Here is a 20,639-nt window from a genome sequence, read left to right on the forward strand (position 1 = left end):
GCTATCCCATGCGAGCCCTTCAGGCTCCAGAGACAATCACCCTGCCTACAATTCCTGCCCACACCCGGCCCCCGCGGGCCGGTGGACAGCGGAGCGGGTTTCTGCTATACTGTGTGTCCGGGCGTTTCCTCCGCCATCCCGGATCACGTGTCAACGGCGGGGAAACTCTATCCCGTGAATGGCGTCGCAGGGCCAGAAGGATCCCTTTTCGGCGAGGAGCACGATGACAGAGCACAGGGAACTGAACCAGTGGATCCGCGAGTGCGCAGAGCTGTGCCAGCCGGATCGGATCGTGTGGGTGGACGGCTCGGACGAGCAGCGCCGCGCGCTGCTGGCCGAGGCCTGCAAGACCGGCGAGTTCATCGAGCTCAACCAGGAGAAGCTGCCCGGCTGCTACTACCATCGCTCGGCGCTCAACGACGTGGCCCGCACCGAGGGCCTCACCTACGTGTGCACCAGCACCGAGGAGGAGGCCGGCCCCACCAACAACTGGATGGCGCCCGAGGAGGCCCGCGACAAGGCCGCGGCCATCTTCGCGGGCTCCATGCGCGGCCGCACCATGTACGTCATCCCCTTCTCGATGGGCCCCATCGGCTCCCCCTTCAGCAAGATCGGCGTCGAGCTCACCGACAGCATCTACGTCGTCATCAACATGCTCATCATGACCCGCGCGGGCAAGGCCGTGCTCGACCAGCTCGGCACAACCGGCGACTTCACCCGCTGCCTGCACGGCAAGGCCGAGCTGGACCTCAAGCGCCGTCTGATCCTGCACTTCCCCGAGGACAACACGATCTGGAGCGTGGGCTCGGGCTACGGCGGCAACGCGCTACTCGGCAAGAAATGCCTGTCGCTCCGCATCGCCGGCTACCTGGCCAAGCGGGAGGGCTGGATGGCCGAGCACATGCTCATCCTGGGCGTCGAGCACCCTGACGGGCAGGTGGACTACATCGCCGGCGCCTTCCCCAGCGCGTGCGGCAAGACGAACCTGGCCATGCTCGTGCCCCCCGAAGCCCTGGCCAGGAAGGGCTACAAGGTGTGGACCGTGGGCGACGACATCGCCTGGATGCGCGTGGGCGCCGACGGCCGGCTCTGGGCCTGCAACCCCGAGAGCGGTTTCTTCGGCGTCGTGCCCGGCACCAGCTCGAGATCGAACCCCAACGCCGTCCGGACCCTCGCGCGCAACAGCCTGTACACCAACACGGCCTTCTGCCCCGACGACCGCACCGTGTGGTGGGAGGGCAGCGACTCGCCGCCGCCCGCCAACCTGCTGGACTGGCGCGGCCAGCCCTGGCACCCCGGCATGGTGGACGAGCATGGCAAGAAGATGCCCGGCGCGCACCCCAACAGCCGCTTCACGGCGCCCGCCGCGCAGTGCCCCTCGATCGCCCCCAACTGGGAGGACCCCCAGGGCGTGCCCATCTCGGCCATCCTCTTCGGCGCCCGCCGCGAGCGCCTCGCGCCCCTCGTCTACCAGTGCTTCAACTGGCAGCACGCCGTCTACGTGGCCGCCACCATGGTCTCCGAGCGCACCGCCGCCGCCGAGGGCAAGCGCGGCGAAATCCGCCACGACCCCATGGCCATGCTCCCCTTCTGCGGGTACAACATGGCCGACTACTTCCAGCACTGGCTCGACATGGGCAAGCGCATCACCCACCGGCCCAAGATCTTCCGCGTCAACTGGTTCCGCACCGACGACGACGGCAGGTTCCTCTGGCCCGGCTTCGGCGAAAACCTGCGCATCCTCCTCTGGTGCCTCGACCGCTGCCACGGCCGCGGCGGCGCCATCAAGGCCCCCATCGGCTACGTCCCCACCTACGACAGCATTGACTGGACGGGGCTGGACTTCCCCCGCGACACCTTCGGCGAGCTGCACGCCATCTACACCGAGGACTGGCTCGAGGAGCAGGCCCAGAACCGCCAGTTCCTCGCCCAATTCGGCAGCCGCCTGCCGCACGAGCTGTGGTACGAGCACGCCGCACGCGACCACCGCCTCCGGGGCGAGGAGTAGGCGCCCGGCCCGAACCACGCACGCGAACGCCTCCCGGGGCGGCCCCAATGGGCCGCCCCGCGGCGTTCCGAGCTGCCGCGCTTGACTCGCGTCCCACGCCGCCTATGATCGGCATCCACCCTCGGAAGGAGAAACGCATGGCTGCGGTCGAATGGGCGGGCGGCATCGGACTCGGGTTGCTTCTCCTCGGCATGGCCGCCGCGGACGGCGGCGCCCAGCCCCAGGAGCCCTGGCTCAAGCAGCGCCTCGAATGGTTCCAGGACCTGCGCTTCGGCTTCTTCATGCACTGGGGGCCGTACAGCCAGTGGGGCTGCATCGAGAGCTGGCCCCTCGTGCCCGCCGACCCCTGGGCACGCCCCGACGACCTGCCCGCCTGGGCCGAGCGCGGCAAGGACCTCGCCCGCTTCCAGCGCGACTACTTCGCCCTCAACCGCACCTTCAACCCCACGAAGTTCGACCCCGCCAGGTGGGCCGCCATCGCCAAGGCCGCGGGCTGCAAATACGTGGTTTTCACGACGAAGCACCACGACGGCTTCTCGATGTTCGACACCCGCCAGACCGACTACCGCGTGACCCATCCCGACTGCCCGTTCAGCGCGAACCCGCGGGCCAACGTGGCCAAAGAGGTCTTCGACGCCTTCCGCGCTCAGGGCTTCGGCATCGGCGTCTACTTCTCCAAGAGCGACTGGCACTGCCCCTGGTACTGGTGCCCCGACTTCCCGATCAAGGACCGCAACCCCAACTACGACACGGCCAAACACCCCGAAATCTGGGCCAAGTTCCAGCAGTTCGTCTACCGCCAGATCGAGGAGCTAATGACCGGCTACGGCAAGGTGGACATCCTGTGGCTCGACGGCGGCCAGGTGCGGCCCCCGAGCCAGGACATTCAGATGGCCCGCATCGCCGCCATGGCCCGCCGGCACCAGCCCGGCCTCCTCATCGTGGACCGCACGGTGGGCGGCGAGTTCGAGAACTACCGCACCCCCGAGCAGGAGGTGCCCGAGGCCCCGCCCGACTTCGTGTGGGAGTCGTGCCTCACGATGGGCGACCAGTGGTCGTTCAAGCCCAACGACAAGTACAAGAGCACGCGGCGGCTCATTCACCTGCTCGTGGACATCGTGTCGAAGGGCGGGAACTTCCTGATGAACGTCGGCCCGCAGCCCGACGGCGAGTTGCCCGCCGAGGCGGTGACGCGGCTGCGCGAGGTGGGCGCGTGGCTGGATGTCAACGGCGAGGCCGTCTACGGCACCCGCGCCATCGCCCCCTACAAGGAGGGCCGCGTGTGCTACACGCGCAAAGGCGACGCCGTCTATGCCATCTACCTGTGCGAGGAAGGGCAGGAGGGGCCGCCGACGCAGATCGTCCTCGGCAGCCTCCGGCCTGCCCCGGGCTCGGCGGTCCACATGCTCGGCGTCCGGGACCCGCTGCCCTGGCGCGCGCAGAGCAAGGGCGCCGTGGTCGAGATCCCTGCGTCCGTGGCCCAGCACCCGCCGTCGCAGCACGCGCTGGCCCTCAAGCTCACGCTTGCCAGGTAGCGCGCACTCTTGACATGTATATGCGGGAAATGTACACTATGCCTATGGCAAACGAATACGCCGAGTTTGCCGGGTTCGACTGGGACGCGGGGAACCGCGACAAGAACCTGAGGCACGGCGTTCACAACTGGGAGTGCGAGCAGGTCTTCTTCAATCAGCCCCTCGTCGTGCTCGGCGACCCGAAGCACTCGGTTGCCGAGGAGCGGCTTGCAGCTTTCGGCCAGACCGACGCGGGGAGACAGCTCGTCGTGGTCTTCACGATGCGAGGCACGAAACTGCGTGTGATCTCCGCACGCGACATGAATAGGCGCGAAAGGCAGTTCTATGAAGGCATTGGCAAAGAAAAGTAGAGCGTTCCGGAGCGAAGATGAGGAACGCGAGTTCTGGGCGTCGCATTCGCCCCTGGACTTCTTCGACCTCACCACGGCCCGCCGCGTCCGCTTCCCCAATCTCAAGCCCTCGCTGAAGTCCATCTCCATTCGGCTGCCAGAGGACCTGTTGGACGAACTGAAGATCCTGGCCAACAAGCGAGATGTACCCTACCAGAGTCTTGCGAAGCTGTACCTCGCCTGGGCTATTGAGGCCGAGCGGCGCCGCCTGAAGGCGCCGTGAGTGCCTGCCGATGTCTCCGCGGTTGACTCTGCGCCCACGGGGCGTTATCCTCATCGCGGCGGGAGGGTGCGGCCGCGAGGCCGGGTCGGTGAAAGGAGGCCACTCAATGGCACGCACAGCTTGGTGGGCTCTGGTGTTCGGGCTTCTCGCGTGGGCGCCGCTTGCCTTGGCGGCTGAGGCCAAGCCCCCCGTAGCGCCCGAGAAGCAGGGGCCTCAGCCCCCCGGACCCTTTTCGTACGAGGGCGAATCGCTCACCGTGGCCGCCAAGGCCAGCGAGGGGAGCGTCGTCATTCAGCAGATGGCGGGGTTCGGCACCGCGTGGAGCAAGAACGCCCAGGCCCTGTGGTCGCCCACCAAGCCTGGCGCCACGCTGGGCTTCCCGCTGCTCATCGGCACCACGAAGGATGCCCTCTACGCCTTCACCTTCGCCTACACAAAGGCCCCCGACTACGGGCTGGTGCAGTTGATGGTGAACGGGGCCGCGGTGGGCGCGCCCTTCGACGGCTATGCCCCCACCGTGACCCACTCGGGCCTCGTCACCCTGGGCAACGCCATCCTCAAGAAAGGGCCTGCCTGGAACCAGATCGAGTTCAAGGTCGTCGGCAAGAACCCCAAGTCTGCCGGCTTTCTCGTCGGCGTGGACCTGATGAACATGGCGCCGGTCGAGGCCACGTACCAGATCGTCCCCAAAGGCCCCTTCGGCCCTCCCGTCAAGGGGGTGCCGTTCAAGCCCAGCACAGCGGTTCCCGTTCCAATCCCAATCCCCGCTCCTCTGCCGAAAAAGGTGTTCCCGAAGTAGCAGCCCGCAGCCGCGGCCCGACAACCTGTCCCCCCTCAATGGAGCGAGCCATGACACATGCGACCGAACTCCTGTGCGCCTTGGGCGCGATTGCGGCATTCGTCTCCCTCGCCCTGGCCGAGGCCGGCGCGCCGCCGGTGAACTACGACGAGGACAAAGTGCCGGCCTACACCCTGCCCGACCCGCTGGTGATGGCCGACGGCACGAAGGTGACGAGCGCCGAAATGTGGCGCACGAAGCGGCGGCCCGAACTCCTCGAGCTCTTCCGCACCCACGTCTACGGCCGCTCGCCCGCCAAGCCCGAGGGCCTCGCCTTCAAGGTCTTCGACAACGAGGCCAATGCCCTCGGCGGCAAGGCCACCCGCCGACAGGTCACCATCCTGTTCACCGGCAAGGACGACGGGCCGAAGGCCGACCTGCTCCTCTATCTGCCCAACGACGCCAAGCGGCCCGTCCCCGCCTTCCTCATCCTCAACTTCCAGGGCAACCACGCGGTCCACACCGACCCCGCCATCAAGCTCTCCGAGAGCTGGCACCGCGACGGCAAGGGCGTGGAGAAGAACAAGCCCACCGACGCGGCCCGCGGCGCCGAAGCCTCGCGCTTCCCCATTGACCGCATCCTCGCCCGCGGCTACGCCCTCGCCACGATCTACTACGGCGACATTGACCCCGACTTCCACGACGGCTTCAAGAACGGCGTCCACCCCGCCTTCGACCAGGGCCAACGCGGCCCCGACTCCTGGGGCGCCATTGCCGCCTGGGCCTGGGGCCTCAGCCGCGCCCTCGACTACCTGGAGACCGACCAGGACGTGGACGCCAAGCGGGTCGCCGTCCTGGGCCACTCGCGTCTGGGCAAGACCGCGCTGTGGGCGGGCGCCGAGGACGAGCGCTTCGCCATCGTCATCTCCAACAACTCGGGCGCCGGCGGCGCCGCCCTCAGCAAGCGCATCTACGGCGAAACCGTCGAGGTCCTCAACCGCAACTTCCCCCACTGGTTCTGCGAGAACTTCAGGAAATACAGCGCCAGGGAGGCCGACCTGCCCGTGGACCAGCACGAGCTGATCGCGCTCTCGGCCCCGCGCCCCGTCTACGTCGCCAGCGCCGTGGGCGACCGGTGGGCCGACCCCAGGGGCGAATTCCTCTCGTGCCTCCACGCCGACCCCGTCTATCGCCTGCTCGGCACCGAGGGCTTGCCCGTGAAGGAGATGCCTGGTCTCGACAGCCCCGTCATGGGCGCCATCGGCTACCACATCCGCAGCGGCGGCCACGATCTGACAGCCTACGATTGGGACCGCTACATGGACTTCGCGGATAGGCATTACGGGAAGAAATAGGGCGTGCGCACCTGCATGCCCGAGCGCTTGATTCCACAGCACGACGGACCTGGTCGCGTCTGCCCCGGCGGCGTTCAGACCCTGCCCGCTCCTCACCTGTGGCACCGCTGAGAGAGCGGAGGTGGCGCCGACGGGCAGGAATGGCTGCGGAAGGCCCCGGAGCGCCCAAGCACCATACTTGCTCAACTGAGGGGAGGAGAAAAGTGAGCAAGTATGGGCGGAAAGGCCACGGAACCGCCCGGATCGCCAAAGCGCCATACTTGCTCAACCCCGAGGGGGAGGAAAGTGAGCAAGTATGGGCGGGAAGGCCGTAGAGCCGCCCGGATCGCCAAAGCGCCATAGTTACTCACACCTCCTGGCGGTGGCAGGGCCGAGCGGCCACGGGGGCGCCGCGTCTGGTTTCCGAGACCTTGGCGGTGAGCAGGGGCGCAGGCGTCAGGCCGGAGAGCCATGCCCGCGGGCTGGCGATACGTTGACTTCCCAGGCCCCGGGGCTTATAATCCGGCAAACGGGCGGTTCCGCGGGCGGGCGGAATTGGTCTGAAGATGCAACCCTATTCCTGCCAAACACTTGCGGCGGAATGCCGCCCTCCCGGAAGAACGCGGGGGGAACTTTGCGCCCCCGGGATCGTCTAATACTGCGGAAGAGCGAACCGATGCCCGACGTGGAACTTGCCGACGAGGTGCTGGTGGCCCAAGCCCAACGGGGCGACCGGGCAGCCTTCGGGCTCCTCGTCGAGCGGCATCAGAACGCCCTCTTCAACGGCCTGTGCCGCATGGTCAATCAGCGGGAAGACGCCGAGGACCTGGCGCAGGAGGCATTCGTCAAGGCGTTCCGCGGCCTTGGCAGTTTCGAGGGGCGGTCGAGCTTCTACACGTGGCTCTACTCGATCGCCTACCATCTGGTCATCAGCCACAGGAGAAAGTTCGGCTCGGCCCGCCACCTCAGCCCGATGTCGCTACAGCACGGCGCCGATGAGGATGGCGGCGGCCTCCAGGTGCAGGACGATGCGGATCCCCCGGAGGCCCGCGCGGAGCAGCACGAGACCCGCCAGCGCATCGAGCGAGCCATTGCGGGCCTCGAGGACGACTACCGAGCCGTGATCGTGATGCGGGACATTGATGGCCTCGACTACCAGGCGATTGCCGAGGCCATCGGGTGCCCCCAGGGCACCGTGAAATCGAGGCTCCACCGGGCACGCCTGGCGCTCCGGGAGCAGTTGAAGGACCTGGCGACATGACGCGGGACGATGTGCGAACACAGCTTTCGGCCTACCTGGACGGCGAGCTCGGCGAGGCCGAGCGTCGCGCCGTGGAGGCCGCGCTCGAGGCCGAGCCCGAGCTGCGCGCCGAGCTCGACGCGCTGCGCCGCACCGTCCGCCTCGTCCGTTCGCTGCCCAGGGTCGCGGCTCCGGCCGGCTTCCGCGAGCGGGTCGAAGCGGCGATCGCCCGCGGCGACGAGGCCCTGCGCTCCCGGCCCGCGCGCCGCTGGCTGGCCGCGGCCCTCGCCGCGGCCGCCTGCCTGCTCGTGGCGGTGGCGGCACTGCTCAATCGCGCTGAACGCCCGCGCGATTCCGCGCGGACCGTCGACCAGACGCCCGCGCCCGCGCGGGCTGTGACGGAGGAGGACCGCTTCGACGGCGCGGCACACGACGCGCTGGCGCAGGCGAAGCCCGACGCCGCTCTGGACGAGGCCCTCCGCCGCCAGGCCCCCGCCGAGCAGCCGGCCGGCAAGGCGGACAAGGTTGTGACTGGCAAGTCGTTCGGCTACGCCGAGCGGAAGGTGGCGGTCGGCGGGCGCGAGCCCGGCGGACCTCCCACCGTTCCCGCGGCCCCTGCCGTGCGGCCGCACGAACCCGAACCGGGCGTGCAAGCCAGCGGCACGGGCCTTCGCGGCGACGCGGACCTCGTGATGGCCGAGAAGAAGAGGGAAGCCCTGGCCGAGCGCGAGCGCCACGAAAGCGAAGACCACGAGGATGGCGCCCGGGCCCCCGCGCCCGAGGCCGCGAAGCCGTCCGCCACGATGGCGGCGAAGAGCGGCGCCGCGCCTGCTCCGGCCCCCTCGAAGGCCCTCCAGGAGGCGCCGATGGCCGATGCCAGGGCGCAAGGTGGGGAACGGGCTAACCGCGAGGGCGTCATCGAAGAGGCCCGGGACGCCAACGGGCAGAGGCGTCGCATCCTCGAGCGCGACAGCCTGGTGGCCGCCATCATGCGCGACCGGGCCGCGGCCGCCCCGCCTCGGGGAGTGGGCGGCGGGCAGCGGGCCGTGGGCGCGGCCGGCCAGGCCACGCGGAACGCGATGGCGGGCGATGGGCTCGAAGTGGCCCTGGCCTACACCAATCTGTCGGCCTGCCTTGCCGAGGTGTACGCCGCGCTCGATGCCGCAGAGGTGCCCTACACCGTGCAGCCGGAAGGCGGCGGCCGATTCATCGTCGAGACCCGGCTCCCCGACGCGGCGGCGAAGGCCCTTGTGGCCCGCCTCAAGACCCGGCTCTCCGACCGCAAGGACCTGGAGAAGGCCGAGCAACAGCAGGCCGTGTCCGCCGGGATGCGAGAAGACAGGTCTCTGTTCAAGGGGAAGGTCGCCGAGACAGGCCCCGCCGTGCGCGTCGTGCTGCACTTCGAGCGCGCGGCCGCTCCCGCCGCAGAGGCGGCACCACAGAAGTGAGAGCAGAACGGGGGAAGGCACCTTTCTGGCAGAAAGGCGCCTTCCCCCGGCCGCATCCTCCAAAGACTTCTGTATCAGACTTGCTTGAGTTGTTTGAGGACGCTGACCATTTCGATGGCGGCGATGGCTGCGTCGTAGCCGCGGTTGCCGGCCTTGGTGCCGGCGCGCTCGACGGCCTGCTCGATGGTGTCGGTGGTGAGGATGCCGTAGATGACGGGCAGGCCGGTGCTCATGGCGATCTCGGCCACGCCCTTCGAGGATTCGGCGGCCACATAGTCGAAGTGCGGCGTGGAGCCGCGGATCACGGCGCCCAGACAGATCACGGCGTCGAACTTGCCGCTCTCGGCCATGTGCTTGGCCGCGATGGGCACCTCGCGGGCGCCGGGCACGCGGGCCACCGTGATGTCGGCGTCGGCCGCGCCCGACCGCTGAAGGGCGTCGAGCGCGCCGCCCAGCAGGCGCGAGGTGATGAAGTCGTTGAATCGGCTCACCACGAGCCCGAACCTGAGCCCCTGGGCCGACAGATCGCCCTCGATCATCTTCGGCATGCTCTCGTCTCCTTGTGTGTTCCCGCGTGCTCGCAGAGGATGTGTGAACGGTTCGATGGGTGGATGGGTGCCAGAGCCCTGACCTGGCGTGTCATTCATCCGCCCCTCCAGTCCCCCTCAGTCTACCATCTCCAGCTCCCCCAGCTCCGAGATGTCGCGCTTGGGAATGTCCGCCCAGTGGAACTCGGCGTCCGACGGGCCGTTCTCCTTCTCGAACATGGCCCGCCAGCGCTTCTTGAAGCGCAGGCCGTTCTTGATCGTGACGTAGCGGTAATTGATCGTCGGCGTGTCGCCCGACGTGACGTTCTCACAATGATACATTTCCACGGTCGGCAAGTAAAGCACCCGATAGCCCGCGTGGCGGGCGCGGTAGCAGTAATCAATGTCCTCGAACTGGAGGGGGTTGAAGCCCTCGTCGAGCGGGCCGAGCTCGTCGTAGAGGCGGCGCGGCATCATCCAGCAGGCGCTGATGAGGCATTGGACCTCGCGCGGCTGGTTGAAGGCGGGCGCCTCGCGCGGCTCGCCGCGCCCGAGAAAGTGCACCCAGCCGGTCGGCGTGACGGCGCCGCCGGCGAACTGGATGAGATGGGGCGGGAACGGATAGATCAGCTTGGGGCCGACAATGCCGACGCGCGGGTCGGCCTCGAGCGCGGCCCGCAGGCGCTCGAGCCACGAGCGAGTGCGCGGCACCACGTCGTTGTCGAGGAACACGATGTAGTGGCCGCGGACCTGCTGAAGCGCGAGGTTGCGGCCGGTGACCGCCCCCGCATTCTGCTCCAGGCGCGTGGGGCGAAAGGCGATGCCGGCGGCCTCGGCCCGCGGCGCGAACTCGGCGTAGAGGGCAGGCGTCGCATCGGTGGAACCGTTGTCCAGCGCCAGAATCTCGAAGGGTCGGTACGACGAGCGCACGAGGCCCTCGAAGCACCGCCGCGTGTGCGCGACCTTGTTGTGCGACAGGATGACGAGCGAGACGAGGGGCGTCGCGGGGCTTCTCGTGGCTACGGCCATGCGGGGTGCCCTCTGCCGGCACGGGGCACGGGGGGGCTTCGAGCGTGCGGGGCGTCAATGCTTGCGGATGCGGGGCTTGATGCCCACCTTGTCGAGGGCCTTGCGCCACTCCTCGGCCTCGGCGGCGCTCCCGCCCTTGCACACCATGACCACCGTGCGCTCGACCTGCTTCTGAGCCTCCTCGGGCGTGAGGCCCTGGCGCTCGACGAGCAGCTTGGCGATGTACTCCTGCTCCTGGCCGCGCGCTCGGGCGACCGAGACGTCGTAGCGCGCGCCGGCCGGCTCGGGTGCCGGCTTGGGCGCTGGCTTGGACGCGGGCGCGGCGGGCTTGGGCGCGGGCGCGGCAGCCGCGGGCCGCGCCGGCGGGGCCGGCTGCGGTGCGGGGCGCGGCTTGATCTCCATCGGGCGCGGCTTCGCGGGCGCGGGCTGGGTGATGTGGGTCTCGGTGGGCGCCTCGCGCACGGGGAGAACCATAGGCGTGGGCTGTTGCGGGGCCGCCTTTGGCTGGGTGGCGGGCTCCTTGGGTGCGGGCGCGGCAGCCGCTGGCTGCGGTGCGGGCCGGGGTTTCGGGGCCTCGGCCTTGGGGGCCTCGGGCTTGGGCGCGACAGCCGGCGCGGCGGCAGGCGCCGGCGCCGCCGCGGGCTTGGGGCCGGCCGGCTCCTCTTCCTTGGGCTTGTTCTTGAGAATCGAGTCGAGGAAGCCCGAGATCTCGGCCAGCTCGTCGCTGCGCGCGGGCTCTGCGGCGGGCACTTCCTCGGCCACGGGCAGCTCGGCCTCGACCGGCTCGGCCTCGGGAATGTCATCGGCCCCTGGGACCCCAAGGTCCACGGGCTCTGCCTCGGGGATCTCGGCCTCCGGCACCTCGGCAGGCGTGGCTGGGGCCTGGGGCGGAGGCGGGGCGGCGGTTGCGGAAGGCGACGATGGGGCGGCCGGCTCCCAGCGCCGCACGGCGAACCGCTCGCCGCACGAGGGGCACACGAACAGATTCGCCGGCTTCAACACCGCGGCGGGCGGCGCCGGCCAACGGAACTGCTTGAGCTTGCCCACGGGGTCCGCGGTCAGCCGCATCTGCGCGCCCAGGCGGCCCAGGCGGATGAGGTGCGTGCGCAGGTTCGCCGCCATCGCCGGCGAGAGTCCGCTGATGAGGACGATGGGCGCGTTGCTCACGGCGCCCAGCGCCGTCTTCAGGTCGATCGGGAACACCTCGGTCAGCTCGGCGGCGACGCTCTGAGCCTGCGCCGGGTTCACCGAGACGAGCACCAGCTTGAAATCCGCCTTTGGCGCTGCGGGCGCGGCCATTGCGACGCCTCCTTCGGGCGAGGTCGGGAATCGTAGCAAGTCTGCGGGCAATGCTAGCAGAAAGGCCAGATCGAGTCAAGGCGCCCGCGGCGGCCGCTACTCGCAGTTGCGGGCCGCCCCGTGCGCGGTATGATGAACGCGGTGCTTCGTGCCGCGCGGCACAGGAGGCCAAGCACGTGATGACCGATCAGGAGCGAATCCTCGCCACCCTCCGCGGCGAGCCGGCCGATCGCCTGCCCTGGGCGCCGCGGCTCGACCTGTGGTTCAAGGCCCAACAGCGCGCCGGCACGTTGCCCAGCCGCTACCGCCACGCCACGCTGCGCGATCTGGTGGACGACCTGGGCTGGGGGCTCCACGCCGTGGTGCCCGACTTCCGCGACGTCGTCCGCCCCGACGACCATCTCGACCGCGGCCTGGGCCTCTTCAACCTCCGCACCATGCCCTATCGCACCGTGCTCGAGAACGTCGAACGCACGGCCCGCACCGATGGCGCCCGCACCCTGGTGGAGTATCGAACGCCCCTCGGCTCGGTGCAGACCGTGGTGGTCTACGACGCGGCGATGCAGGACGCCGGGATCACCATCAGCCACGTCGAACGGCCGCCGTTCCAGAGCGAGCGCGACTACGCCCCGCTCGGCTACCTGTTCGAGAACGCGCGGGTGGAGCCGCAGCTCGAGGGGTTCGAGGCGTTCGCCGACCATGTCGGCCCGCGCGGCCTGCCGGTCGCCTGGGTGAGCGCCGCCGCCTCGCCCATGCACTTCATCCTACGCGAGCTGATGCCCTTCGACGTCTTCTTCTATGAGAGCGTGGACCACCCCGAGGCCCTGGCGCGGCTGGCCGGGCAGATCGAGGGCTACTGGCAGCGCGTGCTGGAAGCCGCCTTTCGGTGCCCGGCCCGCGTGTTCCTCGTGGGGGCGAACTACGACGCCACGGTGACCTGCCCGCCGTTCTTCCGCGACCACATTCTGCCCTGGCTGCGGCGCGCGGCGCGCGAGCTCCACGCCCGCGGCCGCTACCTGCTCACCCACACCGACGGCGAGAACACCGGCCTCCTCGAACACTACCTCGATGCCGAGGTGGACGCCGCCGATTCCGTGTGCCCCGCGCCGATGACGAAGCTCACGCTCAGGCAGGTGCGCGACGCCTTCGCCGGGCGCATCACGATCCTGGGCGGCATCCCGTCGGTGGCCCTGCTGCGCGACGCGATGTCGGACCGCGACTTCGGGCGCTTTCTGGACCGGTTCTTCGAGGACCTCGGCCGGGGCGATCACCTGGTGCTGGGCGTCTCCGACACCACGCCGCCGGGGGCCGAGTTCGGCCGGCTGGTCGAGATCGGCCGGCGCGCTGAAGCCTTCGGCCCCATCCGGCCCCCGCGGGCCTGCCGGCCTCGGGACCCCTGAGCGAGGGGGGAACCCCCTGGCCTTTGGCCCGATGTCTCGCGCGCGGCTGCACGCCCGGGGTCACTTCCTCGGCTTCGCGAGGTCGGCGAGGATCATCTCGGCGACTTTGCGGCCGCTGAGCAGCATGCCGCCGAAGATCGGACCCATCCGCGGGGCGCCGTACACGGCGTTGCACACCATGCCCGCGGCGTAGACGCCGGGGTAGATCTCGCGCGTGTTCTCCACGATGGCCAGCTCGCCGCGGGTCGCGTCCATCGGGCGTTCGCCCTCGAGCGAGCCGCTGGGCGTGTTGAGCTTCACCTGGGCCTTGTTCACGAGCACCTTGGCGATCTCGGCGGGGTGCCCCGTCGCCTCGATCACCACGCGGGCGCGGATCGTCAGCGGGTCCACGTGCAGGCCGCTCATCTCCACGGGGCTCCACTGAATCACGAGGCCGGTCACGCGGCCGTTCTGGAGCATCACGTCCTCGACGCTGATGCAATTCATGAAGCGGGCGCCGGCCGCCGTGGCCTTGTAGGTCAGCGCGGCCACCGCGTGCACCGCGTCGGCGGTCCAGTAGCCCTTGCCCGCCCTGGCGCTCTGCACGCCCATTTCGTCGAGGATGGCCTTGGCGGGGTCCTGGACGACGATCTCGTTGAACATCATGCCGCCGCCCCACATGCCGCCGCCGATGCTGAGCTTGCGCTCGAAAAGGGCCACCTGGAGGCCCGCCTTGGCCAGGTAGTAGGCGGCCGTGATGCCGGCCGGGCCGCCGCCGGCGATGGCCACGTCAGTGTCGGCCACCGCGCTCAGCTTCTTCGCGTACGACGCCACGATGAGACGCGTGACGCGGATTTCATCCAGCTTCACCGCCTCGACTCCTCTCTGGACGGGTCGTGTGTCCTGGAACGAAAACGCCCGAGCCACGCGGTGTGGTCGGGCCGACGGCTGCTTCCCTGCGCAGGCGTTACCCTGGTCAGGTTCCTGGGGTCGACCCGAGTCCTCTCAGCCGGCAGGGGCGTCTTCCCCTGCGGCTCCCCCAGCAGCTTAGGCCATTGTAGACGCAAGCCGTCGCCCCGTCAAACGGCAGGGCATGGGAGGCACGCCGGGCCCTTCGCGGCCGCCTTTGACAGCGGACAGTTCGCTGGATTTACTGAAGGGGCCATGCCTTCGCGCCCGGGTACTGCTTCCGCCTTCCTTGAGGAGCCGTTCGCCATGGCTCTCCGCATCCGCCGCGTGTTCGACCTCGCGCAGCCGTTGTTCGACAGGTGCCCCGCCTTCCCAGGCGACCCGCGCGTGCGGGTGAGGAACGTGAAGACGATTGATGCCGACGGCTTCAAGCTCGAGACGCTCTTTCTCGCCAGCCACTCCGGCACGCACGTGGACGCGCCCAGCCACCTGCTGCACCTCGACCGGGGAGCGATAACAGACTTCCGTCCCGACCACTTCGTGGGGCCATGCGTGGTGGCCGACCTGCGGCGCAAGGGCGACGATGATGAGATCGGCCCCGCCGACCTGGAGCCGTGGCGCGACCTGCTGGCGTCGGGCGACATTCTGCTGCTGGCCACGGGCTGGTCGCGCTTCCGCGGCGAGGACGCCGAGCGCTGGATGCACCACTCGCCCTACCTGACGCAGGAGGGCGCCGAGTGGGTCTGCGCCCGCGGCGTGAAGGGCGTGGGCATTGACCACTTCACCATCGGCACCACGCTCGAGCAGTTCGACCGCCCGCCGCACGAGACGCTGCTGCGCCGCCGCATCTGGATCGCCGAGGACCTGGCGATTCCCGACGAGCTGCTCGCCGAGCGTCGTAAGTGGCTCTATGTGGGCGTGCCGCTCAAGCTCCAGGGCGCCAGCGGCGCGCCGGCGCGGCCGGTGGTGCTGGATGTGGAGGAATGAGGGGACGCGGGCCGCCTGCCGCGGGCCGCGGGCGCGAGGGAGCCGGCGCGTGTGCACCCTGCACGGCGGCCGGCCAGAAGCTCGCCCGGCTCTCACTTGGCGTCGGGGTCCTGGCGGCGGCGCTCGAGTTCCTTGCGGTAGAAGGCAACCTGGGCTTCGAGGCGCGTCTTGTCTTCGCCTTCGGCCTCGGCGGCGGCCTTGGCGGCGGTCTCGGCGGCGAGGGCCACGTGGCCGAGCTCATAGTGCACGCGGGCCAGGGCGGCGAGCACGCCCACGGCCTTGGCGTCGGAGAGGGCGGCGGCCTGCTTCGCCAGTTCCAGGGCCTTGGGCAGGTCGCGGTGCTCCAGGTCGCCGGCCGTGCTGAGGGTGAGAGCCACCTCGATCAGCGCTTCGGGGTCCTTGGCGCAGCCCTTGGCCATGTCGAGCAGCACGGGCCAGGTCTCCTCGAGCTTGCCCTGGTCGCGCAGGATGGCGCGCTTCAGGCGATAGGCGTCGGGGTCGTCGGGCACCTCGCGGATGATCTCGTTGACCACCTCCATGACCCGCTCCTGGTCGCGGGTGCGGGCGGCGTCGCCCAGCTTCTGCTGAAGCGCCGCGAGCTTCTTGGCCCGGGCCGCGTCGAACTTGCCGGCCACGAGCTCCTCGATCACCTGGGCCATCTTGGTCAGCGGATGGCCGTGCCAGGCCACCTTGCCGTCGCGGTCCACCACGAAGGCGTGGGGGATGCCGGCCACGCCCTTCATGTAGGCGTTGTTCGTCTTGCCCGCGTCGTCGAGCCCCACGTGGTAGTCCATGGCCATGGTTTCCATGTACTTCTTCACCGTGGCCTCGTCCTCCTCGGTGATGCCGACGAAGACAACGTCCTTGTCCCCGTACTTCTTATGCAGCTTGTTGATGTGGGGGATGGTGCGGCGGCAGGGCTGGCACCAGGTGGCCCAGAACTCGACGACCAGCACCTTGCCCTTGGCCGCCTCGAGGGTCACGGGCTTGTTGGCGACCCAGGTTTTCACCTGGATGGCGGGTGCCGTGTCGCCCACGTCGAGCGCCAGGGCGCTTGAGCCGCCGAGAAGAGCCGCCGCCAGGACTGCCAGAAGGGTTCGGGTCATCGGGGCTGTCTCCAGAAAACTACGCCCTGCGTACGCAAAGGAACACACATCCACCTCGCCCGGACACTGAGGCTCCAACCCTGCCGGGATCATTCGCGGCGCTGCGTCGTTCCCGCTGCGAAGCGGCCGCGAGCATTCCGCTTGCGGGCCTCTTCGGCCGCTCGACAGGCGGGGCGCTTGTCGCCGCGGGAGTCCGCAACGGGAGCTACTTCGCGCCCGCGTCCTTGGCCTTCTTGTCTTTCTTGGGCTTCTTCGGCTCTTTGCGGTCGCGGTAGTTTCCTTTGGCCATGGGTGTCCTCCTGATCAGGTCTTGTTCTGCCTGCCCGCGAATCGGGCCTGAAGCTCGGCCACCTGCGCGTCCTCGATCTTGGCGAAGAGCGGCGTGGGCGCGGGGCTCACCCGGCGGCCGGTGAGGCACGCCCAGTCCTCGATGCCCGCCCAGGCCTCGGTCTCGGGCGAGCCGTCGAGGCCCAGGTTGGCGAAGAGCCGCCGCCCGGTGAAGGGGATGAACGGCGCGCCGAGGATGGCGAAGGCGCGGCACAGGTGCGCGCAGACGTTGAGGGTGGTGCCGGCCGCGGCCTTGTCGGCCTTCACCTGGTGCCACGGCTGCTTGGTCTGGAAGTAGGCGTTGGCCGCGGCCCAGGCGTCGCGCTGGGCGCGCACGGCTTTCTGGAACGAGCACTCCTCCATGGCCTCGTTGACGGCCTTCACCGTGTCGGCCAGGGTCTGGCGGATGGCGGCCTCGGCGTCGCCGGCGCCCACGGCGTCGGGCACCACGCCGCCCCAGTTCTTGTTGAGGAAGGTGAGGCTGCGGTGCACGAAGTTGCCGAGCACGTTCGCCAGGTCGCTGTTGACGGTGCTCTGGAAGCCGGCCCAGGTGAAATCGCTGTCGCCCTTCTCGGGGGCGACCATGCACAGGTAGTAGCGCCAGGTGTCGGCGGGGAAGAGCTCGATGGCCTGGTCGCTGAAGACGCCGCGGCCCTGGCTGGTGGAGAACTTGCCGCCCTCGTAGTTGAGCCACTCGAAGGCCTTGAGCATGTCGCACAGCACGAAGCCGTCGTCGGCTGCCATGATCACGGCGGGCCAGGTGACGGCGTGGAAGGGCACATTGTCTTTGCCGATGAACTGCACGAGGCGGGTGGCGGGGTCCTTCCAATAGGTCTGCCAGGCGCCGGGGGTGCCGCGGGCATCGGCCCACTCCATCGAGATGCCGATGTAGCCGATGGGCGCGTCGAACCAGACGTAGAAGACCTTGTCCTCGTAGCCCTGGAGGGGCACGGGCACGCCCCAGCGGAGGTCGCGGGTGATGCAGCGCTCGCGGAGGCCCTCGTTGAGCCACTTGTGGGCGATGCCGAGGGTGGTCTTGGGCCAGTGGGTGCGGGTGGCGATCCAGCGCTCGACGAGCGGCGTGGCCTTGGGCAGGTCGAGGAAGAGGTGCCTGGATTCGCGCACCTGGAGGTTCGAGCGCTGGCACACGGCGCAGCGCGGCTCGCGCAGGTCGGCGGGGTCGAGCAGCTTGGTGCAGCTCTCGCACTGGTCGCCGAGGGCTCGGGGGAAGCCGCAGAAGGGGCAGGTGCCCTGCACGTAGCGGTCAGGCAGGAAGCGGGCGCAGTCGTTGCAGTAGAGCTGGCGGATGGCCCGCTCGGTGATGTAGCCGTTGTGCCACAGGCGCAGGAACAGGTGCTGCGTGATCGCGCGGTTCTGGGGGCTGGAGGTGCGGCCGAAGTAGTCGAAGGCCAGGCCGAGCTGCTCGTAGATGCGTTTCTGGATGGCGTAGTATTTCGCGGCGTATTCCTCGACGGGCAGCCCCTCCTCCAGGGCCGCCAGCTCGCAGGGGGTGCCGTGCTCGTCGGTGCCGCACACGGCGAGCACGTCGTGGCCCTGCATGCGGCGCCAGCGGGCATAGATGTCGGCCGGCAGCAGCGAGCCGATCACGTTGCCCAGATGTTTCACGCCGTTGACGTAGGGCAGAGCCGAGGTGACCAGGAACTTCTGACTCATGCGGACTCCTCGCCAGGGCAACGCCCTGGCTGCCATATTTTACCATCCCCGCGGGTGACTCACAAATGGAGGAGGGGACAGGCGCCGGGCGGTGAAGCGCCGCCGCGGCCTCCGGCGCCTGACCGCGCTGCTGAGCGAGACGCTACGGGGCGGGCTTGAGACGCTGCATCTCGATGTTCCGCACGGCGCCCTGCGTGCTCCAGGAGAAGAAGCCGAGCGGCCGGCAGGGCAGCAGTTCGTCGTAGATGGTGAACTTGTGGGTGCCCCGCTCGAGGTCCACCACCTGCTTGTCGCCGACCCAGGCCTCGATCTTGGCCTTGGTGACGCGGAGGCGGAACTCGTGCCACTGGTTGTTCTTGAAGCTCATGATCTTCGTCTGCTCGTTGTCGCTGGCGTTGCGGTCGTCTATGCTCGAGAGGCCCACCACGCTGTCGCCCCAGCCGCCGCACACGAAGGTCACATGGGAGTCGCCCACCGGGACCGTGAGGCCGCCGAAGATGTCAATGCCGTTCTGCCGGCAACCATCCCAGCGCACCTCGAATTCCTCTTTCGGGAAGTCGCCTTCCCACTGGATGCCGGTGAAGGGCATGCCCTCGCCGAGTACGATGGCGCCGTCCTTTACCTCCACCTTGCCGGCGAGCGAGAAGCTGTCCTCCTTCAGCACCTTCCAGCCGTTGAGGCTCTTGCCGTCGAACATCTGGAACCAGTCGCCCGGCGGCACGGTGGCGGGGGTGACCTGTTTGGCCTTCTCGGGGGTCTTGGCCGCCTCCTTGGTCTCGGGGGCCTCCGTGGTTTTCGGCGCCTCCTTCGCTTTGGCCGGTTCGGCGGGCTTGGTATCGGGCGGGGCTGAGCAGCCGCTGAGCATTGCCGCGGCCATGGCCGCAAGGCACGCGAGCGTTGTTCTCATTGCGGTCATCCTTTCCGGCGAGGGATTCCAGGGAGGCCGCCGTCCCGTGGCGGCTGCGCGGTGCCTGCATCGTACCCGTGCCCACCTCCGATGTCAAGGCGGGGCAGGCCGCCACGCTACGCAGGCGCCGATGTGTCAGCGACGACGGAACTTGGCGCGAGACTTGAGCTTAGGCTTGCCCGCGGCAGCGTCGTCCACGATCTCGGCTTCGGGCAGAGGCTCGTCTTCGATCCACTGGCCGGCGGCGAGGGCTTCGTCGGCGGACCTGGGCTTGTCGAGTTTGGCCGCGGCCGCGGGAGCGGCCTCGATGCGACGTTCGGGCGCGCTGGGCGGCGGCACGGCGACGGTGGGGGCTTCCGTGTCGGAAGGCGAGATGGGCCGTACCAGAGGGGCCTCGCGCGCGGCCGAAGGCATGGGCGCGACTTCGGGCCGCGGGCGCGCGGCCTCTTTGGGCTTGCTCACCGGCACGTAGTCCTTCTCGCCCGGCTCGGGCACGGCCTCGAGCAGCCGCTTGATGATTTCGACGGTGCTGATGCCTTCGCTGTCGGCGTTGAAGTTGGTGAACATGCGGTGCCGCAGCACGGGGAGCGCCGCGGAGCGAATGTCGTTGCACGAGACGTTGGCTCGTCCGTCGAGCACGGCGCGGGCCTTGGCGCCCAGGATGAGGTACTGGCAGGCGCGGGGCCCGGCGCCGCAGTAGATCCAGTCGTTGATGAACTTGGGGCTCCCCGGCGTCTGCGGCCGCGTGGCGCGCACCAGGCGCGTGGCGTACTTGACCACGTGGTCCGACACGGGCACGCGGCGCACGATGTCCTGAAGGGCGAGGATTTCGGGCTTGCCGAGCACCTTGCGGGGCTTGAGCTTGGCGAGCTGGGTGGTGGCCTTGACGATCACGTTCTCGTCGGCCTCGGCGGGGTAGTCCACCCAGATGTTGAACATGAAGCGGTCGAGCTGGGCTTCGGGCAGGGGGTAGGTGCCCTCCTGCTCGAGGGGGTTCTGGGTGGCGAGCACGAAGAAGGGGAGGTCGAGGGGATAGGTTTTGCCCGAGGTGGTGACGCTGTACTCCTGCATGGCCTCGAGCAGCGCGGCCTGGGTCTTGGGCGGCGTGCGGTTGATCTCGTCGGCGAGCAGCATGTTGGTGAAGATGGGGCCTTTGATGAAGCGGAAGTTGCGGGTGCCGGTGGCCTCGTCTACCTCCAGGATGTCGGTGCCCGTGATGTCGCTGGGCATGAGGTCGGGGGTGAACTGCACGCGCTTGAAGTCGAGGTCGAGCACCTGGGCGATGGTGCGCACGGTGAGGGTCTTGGCGAGGCCGGGCACGCCGACCATGAGGCAGTGGCCGCGCGAGATCATGGCCATGACGATCTGGTCGAGGACCTCGGTCTGGCCGATGATGACCTTCTGGACCTCGTCGCGGATCTTGGCGCTGGCCACGCGCATGCGGCGGAGCGAATCGAGGTCGAGCTTGCCCTCGGTGGGCGCGTCGGCGGGCAGGCCCAGCTCTTTTTCGAGCGCGGGCGCGGCCGGTTGGTACGTGCGG

At 69.2% G+C, this 20,639-nt stretch carries 17 protein-coding genes, 1 pseudogene and 1 riboswitch; of the genes and pseudogenes, 10 read left to right on the forward strand and 8 right to left on the reverse strand.

All coding sequences use genetic code 11. From position 1 onward, the window contains the following. Nucleotides 1–223: 223 nt before the first annotated feature. The 8 genes from PLE19_02415 to PLE19_02450 all read left to right on the forward strand — a co-directional run bounded on the left by PLE19_02415 (nucleotide 224) and on the right by PLE19_02450 (nucleotide 8,955). A complete protein-coding gene (locus PLE19_02415) occupies nucleotides 224–2,008 on the forward strand; it encodes a phosphoenolpyruvate carboxykinase (GTP) (GenBank protein HPD13773.1) in 1,785 nt (594 codons plus the stop codon). 137 nt (nucleotides 2,009–2,145) lie between these two features. Continuing rightward, the gene (locus tag PLE19_02420; GenBank protein HPD13774.1) at nucleotides 2,146–3,543 is read left to right on the forward strand and encodes an alpha-L-fucosidase; all 1,398 of its coding nucleotides are present in this window, start codon (nucleotides 2,146–2,148) and stop codon (nucleotides 3,541–3,543) included. Nucleotides 3,544–3,587: 44 nt separating this feature from the next. After that, nucleotides 3,588–3,893 (forward strand): BrnT family toxin, encoded by a 306-nt coding sequence (locus PLE19_02425; protein ID HPD13775.1) that lies wholly within the window; start codon nucleotides 3,588–3,590, stop codon nucleotides 3,891–3,893. Beyond that, entirely contained in the window at nucleotides 3,868–4,155 is a 288-nt protein-coding gene (locus PLE19_02430) for a BrnA antitoxin family protein (GenBank protein ID HPD13776.1), read from the forward strand. Before PLE19_02425 ends, PLE19_02430 begins: the two co-directional genes overlap by 26 nt. Before the next feature lie 106 nt (nucleotides 4,156–4,261). Then, nucleotides 4,262–4,954: a hypothetical protein gene (locus PLE19_02435; protein HPD13777.1), complete on the forward strand. Its 693-nt coding sequence runs from the start codon at nucleotides 4,262–4,264 to the stop codon at nucleotides 4,952–4,954. Between the two features lie 50 nt (nucleotides 4,955–5,004). Further along, entirely contained in the window at nucleotides 5,005–6,288 is a 1,284-nt protein-coding gene (locus tag PLE19_02440) for an acetylxylan esterase (protein ID HPD13778.1), read from the forward strand. Nucleotides 6,289–6,943: 655 nt separating this feature from the next. Further along, nucleotides 6,944–7,528: a sigma-70 family RNA polymerase sigma factor gene (locus PLE19_02445; GenBank protein HPD13779.1), complete on the forward strand. Its 585-nt coding sequence runs from the start codon at nucleotides 6,944–6,946 to the stop codon at nucleotides 7,526–7,528. Beyond that, nucleotides 7,525–8,955: a zf-HC2 domain-containing protein gene (locus PLE19_02450; protein HPD13780.1), complete on the forward strand. Its 1,431-nt coding sequence runs from the start codon at nucleotides 7,525–7,527 to the stop codon at nucleotides 8,953–8,955. The genes PLE19_02445 and PLE19_02450 overlap by 4 nt, the downstream gene beginning before the upstream one ends. A gap of 74 nt (nucleotides 8,956–9,029) precedes the next feature. Here PLE19_02450 and ribE read toward each other — a convergent pair whose 3' ends face one another. The 3 genes from ribE to PLE19_02465 form a co-directional block, all read right to left on the reverse strand. Beyond that, complete coding sequence (ribE, locus tag PLE19_02455; GenBank protein HPD13781.1) at nucleotides 9,030–9,503, reverse strand: 6,7-dimethyl-8-ribityllumazine synthase; 474 nt, start codon at nucleotides 9,501–9,503, stop codon at nucleotides 9,030–9,032. A gap of 117 nt (nucleotides 9,504–9,620) precedes the next feature. Continuing rightward, the gene (locus PLE19_02460) at nucleotides 9,621–10,511 is read right to left on the reverse strand and encodes a glycosyltransferase family 2 protein (protein HPD13782.1); all 891 of its coding nucleotides are present in this window, start codon (nucleotides 10,509–10,511) and stop codon (nucleotides 9,621–9,623) included. 54 nt (nucleotides 10,512–10,565) lie between these two features. Further along, nucleotides 10,566–11,810, reverse strand: a complete 1,245-nt coding sequence (locus PLE19_02465) for a hypothetical protein (protein HPD13783.1) — start codon at nucleotides 11,808–11,810, stop codon at nucleotides 10,566–10,568. A 176-nt stretch (nucleotides 11,811–11,986) separates the two neighbouring features. Between PLE19_02465 and PLE19_02470 the strand changes: the two genes are divergently transcribed. Next, nucleotides 11,987–13,210 carry a hypothetical protein gene (locus PLE19_02470; GenBank protein HPD13784.1) on the forward strand — a complete coding sequence of 408 codons (1,224 nt, stop codon included), beginning with the start codon at nucleotides 11,987–11,989 and terminating at the stop codon, nucleotides 13,208–13,210. Nucleotides 13,211–13,270: 60 nt separating this feature from the next. Here the strand turns inward: PLE19_02470 and PLE19_02475 are convergent, their stop codons facing one another. After that, nucleotides 13,271–14,059 (reverse strand): sulfide-dependent adenosine diphosphate thiazole synthase, encoded by a 789-nt coding sequence (locus PLE19_02475; protein HPD13785.1) that lies wholly within the window; start codon nucleotides 14,057–14,059, stop codon nucleotides 13,271–13,273. A gap of 66 nt (nucleotides 14,060–14,125) precedes the next feature. Further along, nucleotides 14,126–14,240, reverse strand: a riboswitch (TPP riboswitch). 164 nt (nucleotides 14,241–14,404) lie between these two features. On the opposite strand from PLE19_02475, the gene PLE19_02480 reads away from it, so the two are divergent. Then, on the forward strand, nucleotides 14,405–15,085 hold the full coding sequence (locus PLE19_02480) for a cyclase family protein (GenBank protein HPD13786.1): 681 nt from the start codon (nucleotides 14,405–14,407) through the stop codon (nucleotides 15,083–15,085). 92 nt (nucleotides 15,086–15,177) lie between these two features. On the opposite strand, the gene PLE19_02485 is transcribed toward PLE19_02480, so the two are convergent. From PLE19_02485 to PLE19_02500, 4 genes and pseudogenes are all read right to left on the reverse strand, one after another. Then, nucleotides 15,178–16,191 (reverse strand): TlpA disulfide reductase family protein, encoded by a 1,014-nt coding sequence (locus PLE19_02485; protein HPD13787.1) that lies wholly within the window; start codon nucleotides 16,189–16,191, stop codon nucleotides 15,178–15,180. Between the two features lie 303 nt (nucleotides 16,192–16,494). Further along, nucleotides 16,495–18,192 (reverse strand): methionine--tRNA ligase, encoded by a 1,698-nt coding sequence (gene metG / locus PLE19_02490; GenBank protein ID HPD13788.1) that lies wholly within the window; start codon nucleotides 18,190–18,192, stop codon nucleotides 16,495–16,497. A 142-nt stretch (nucleotides 18,193–18,334) separates the two neighbouring features. Next, nucleotides 18,335–19,099: a DUF1080 domain-containing protein gene (locus PLE19_02495; protein HPD13789.1), complete on the reverse strand. Its 765-nt coding sequence runs from the start codon at nucleotides 19,097–19,099 to the stop codon at nucleotides 18,335–18,337. A gap of 501 nt (nucleotides 19,100–19,600) precedes the next feature. Continuing rightward, nucleotides 19,601–20,539: pseudogene (locus PLE19_02500) on the reverse strand (MoxR family ATPase). Nucleotides 20,540–20,639 lie beyond the last annotated feature (100 nt).

This window comes from Planctomycetota bacterium (assembly GCA_035384565.1).
GTDB lineage: Bacteria > Planctomycetota > PUPC01 > DSUN01 > DSUN01 > DAOOIT01.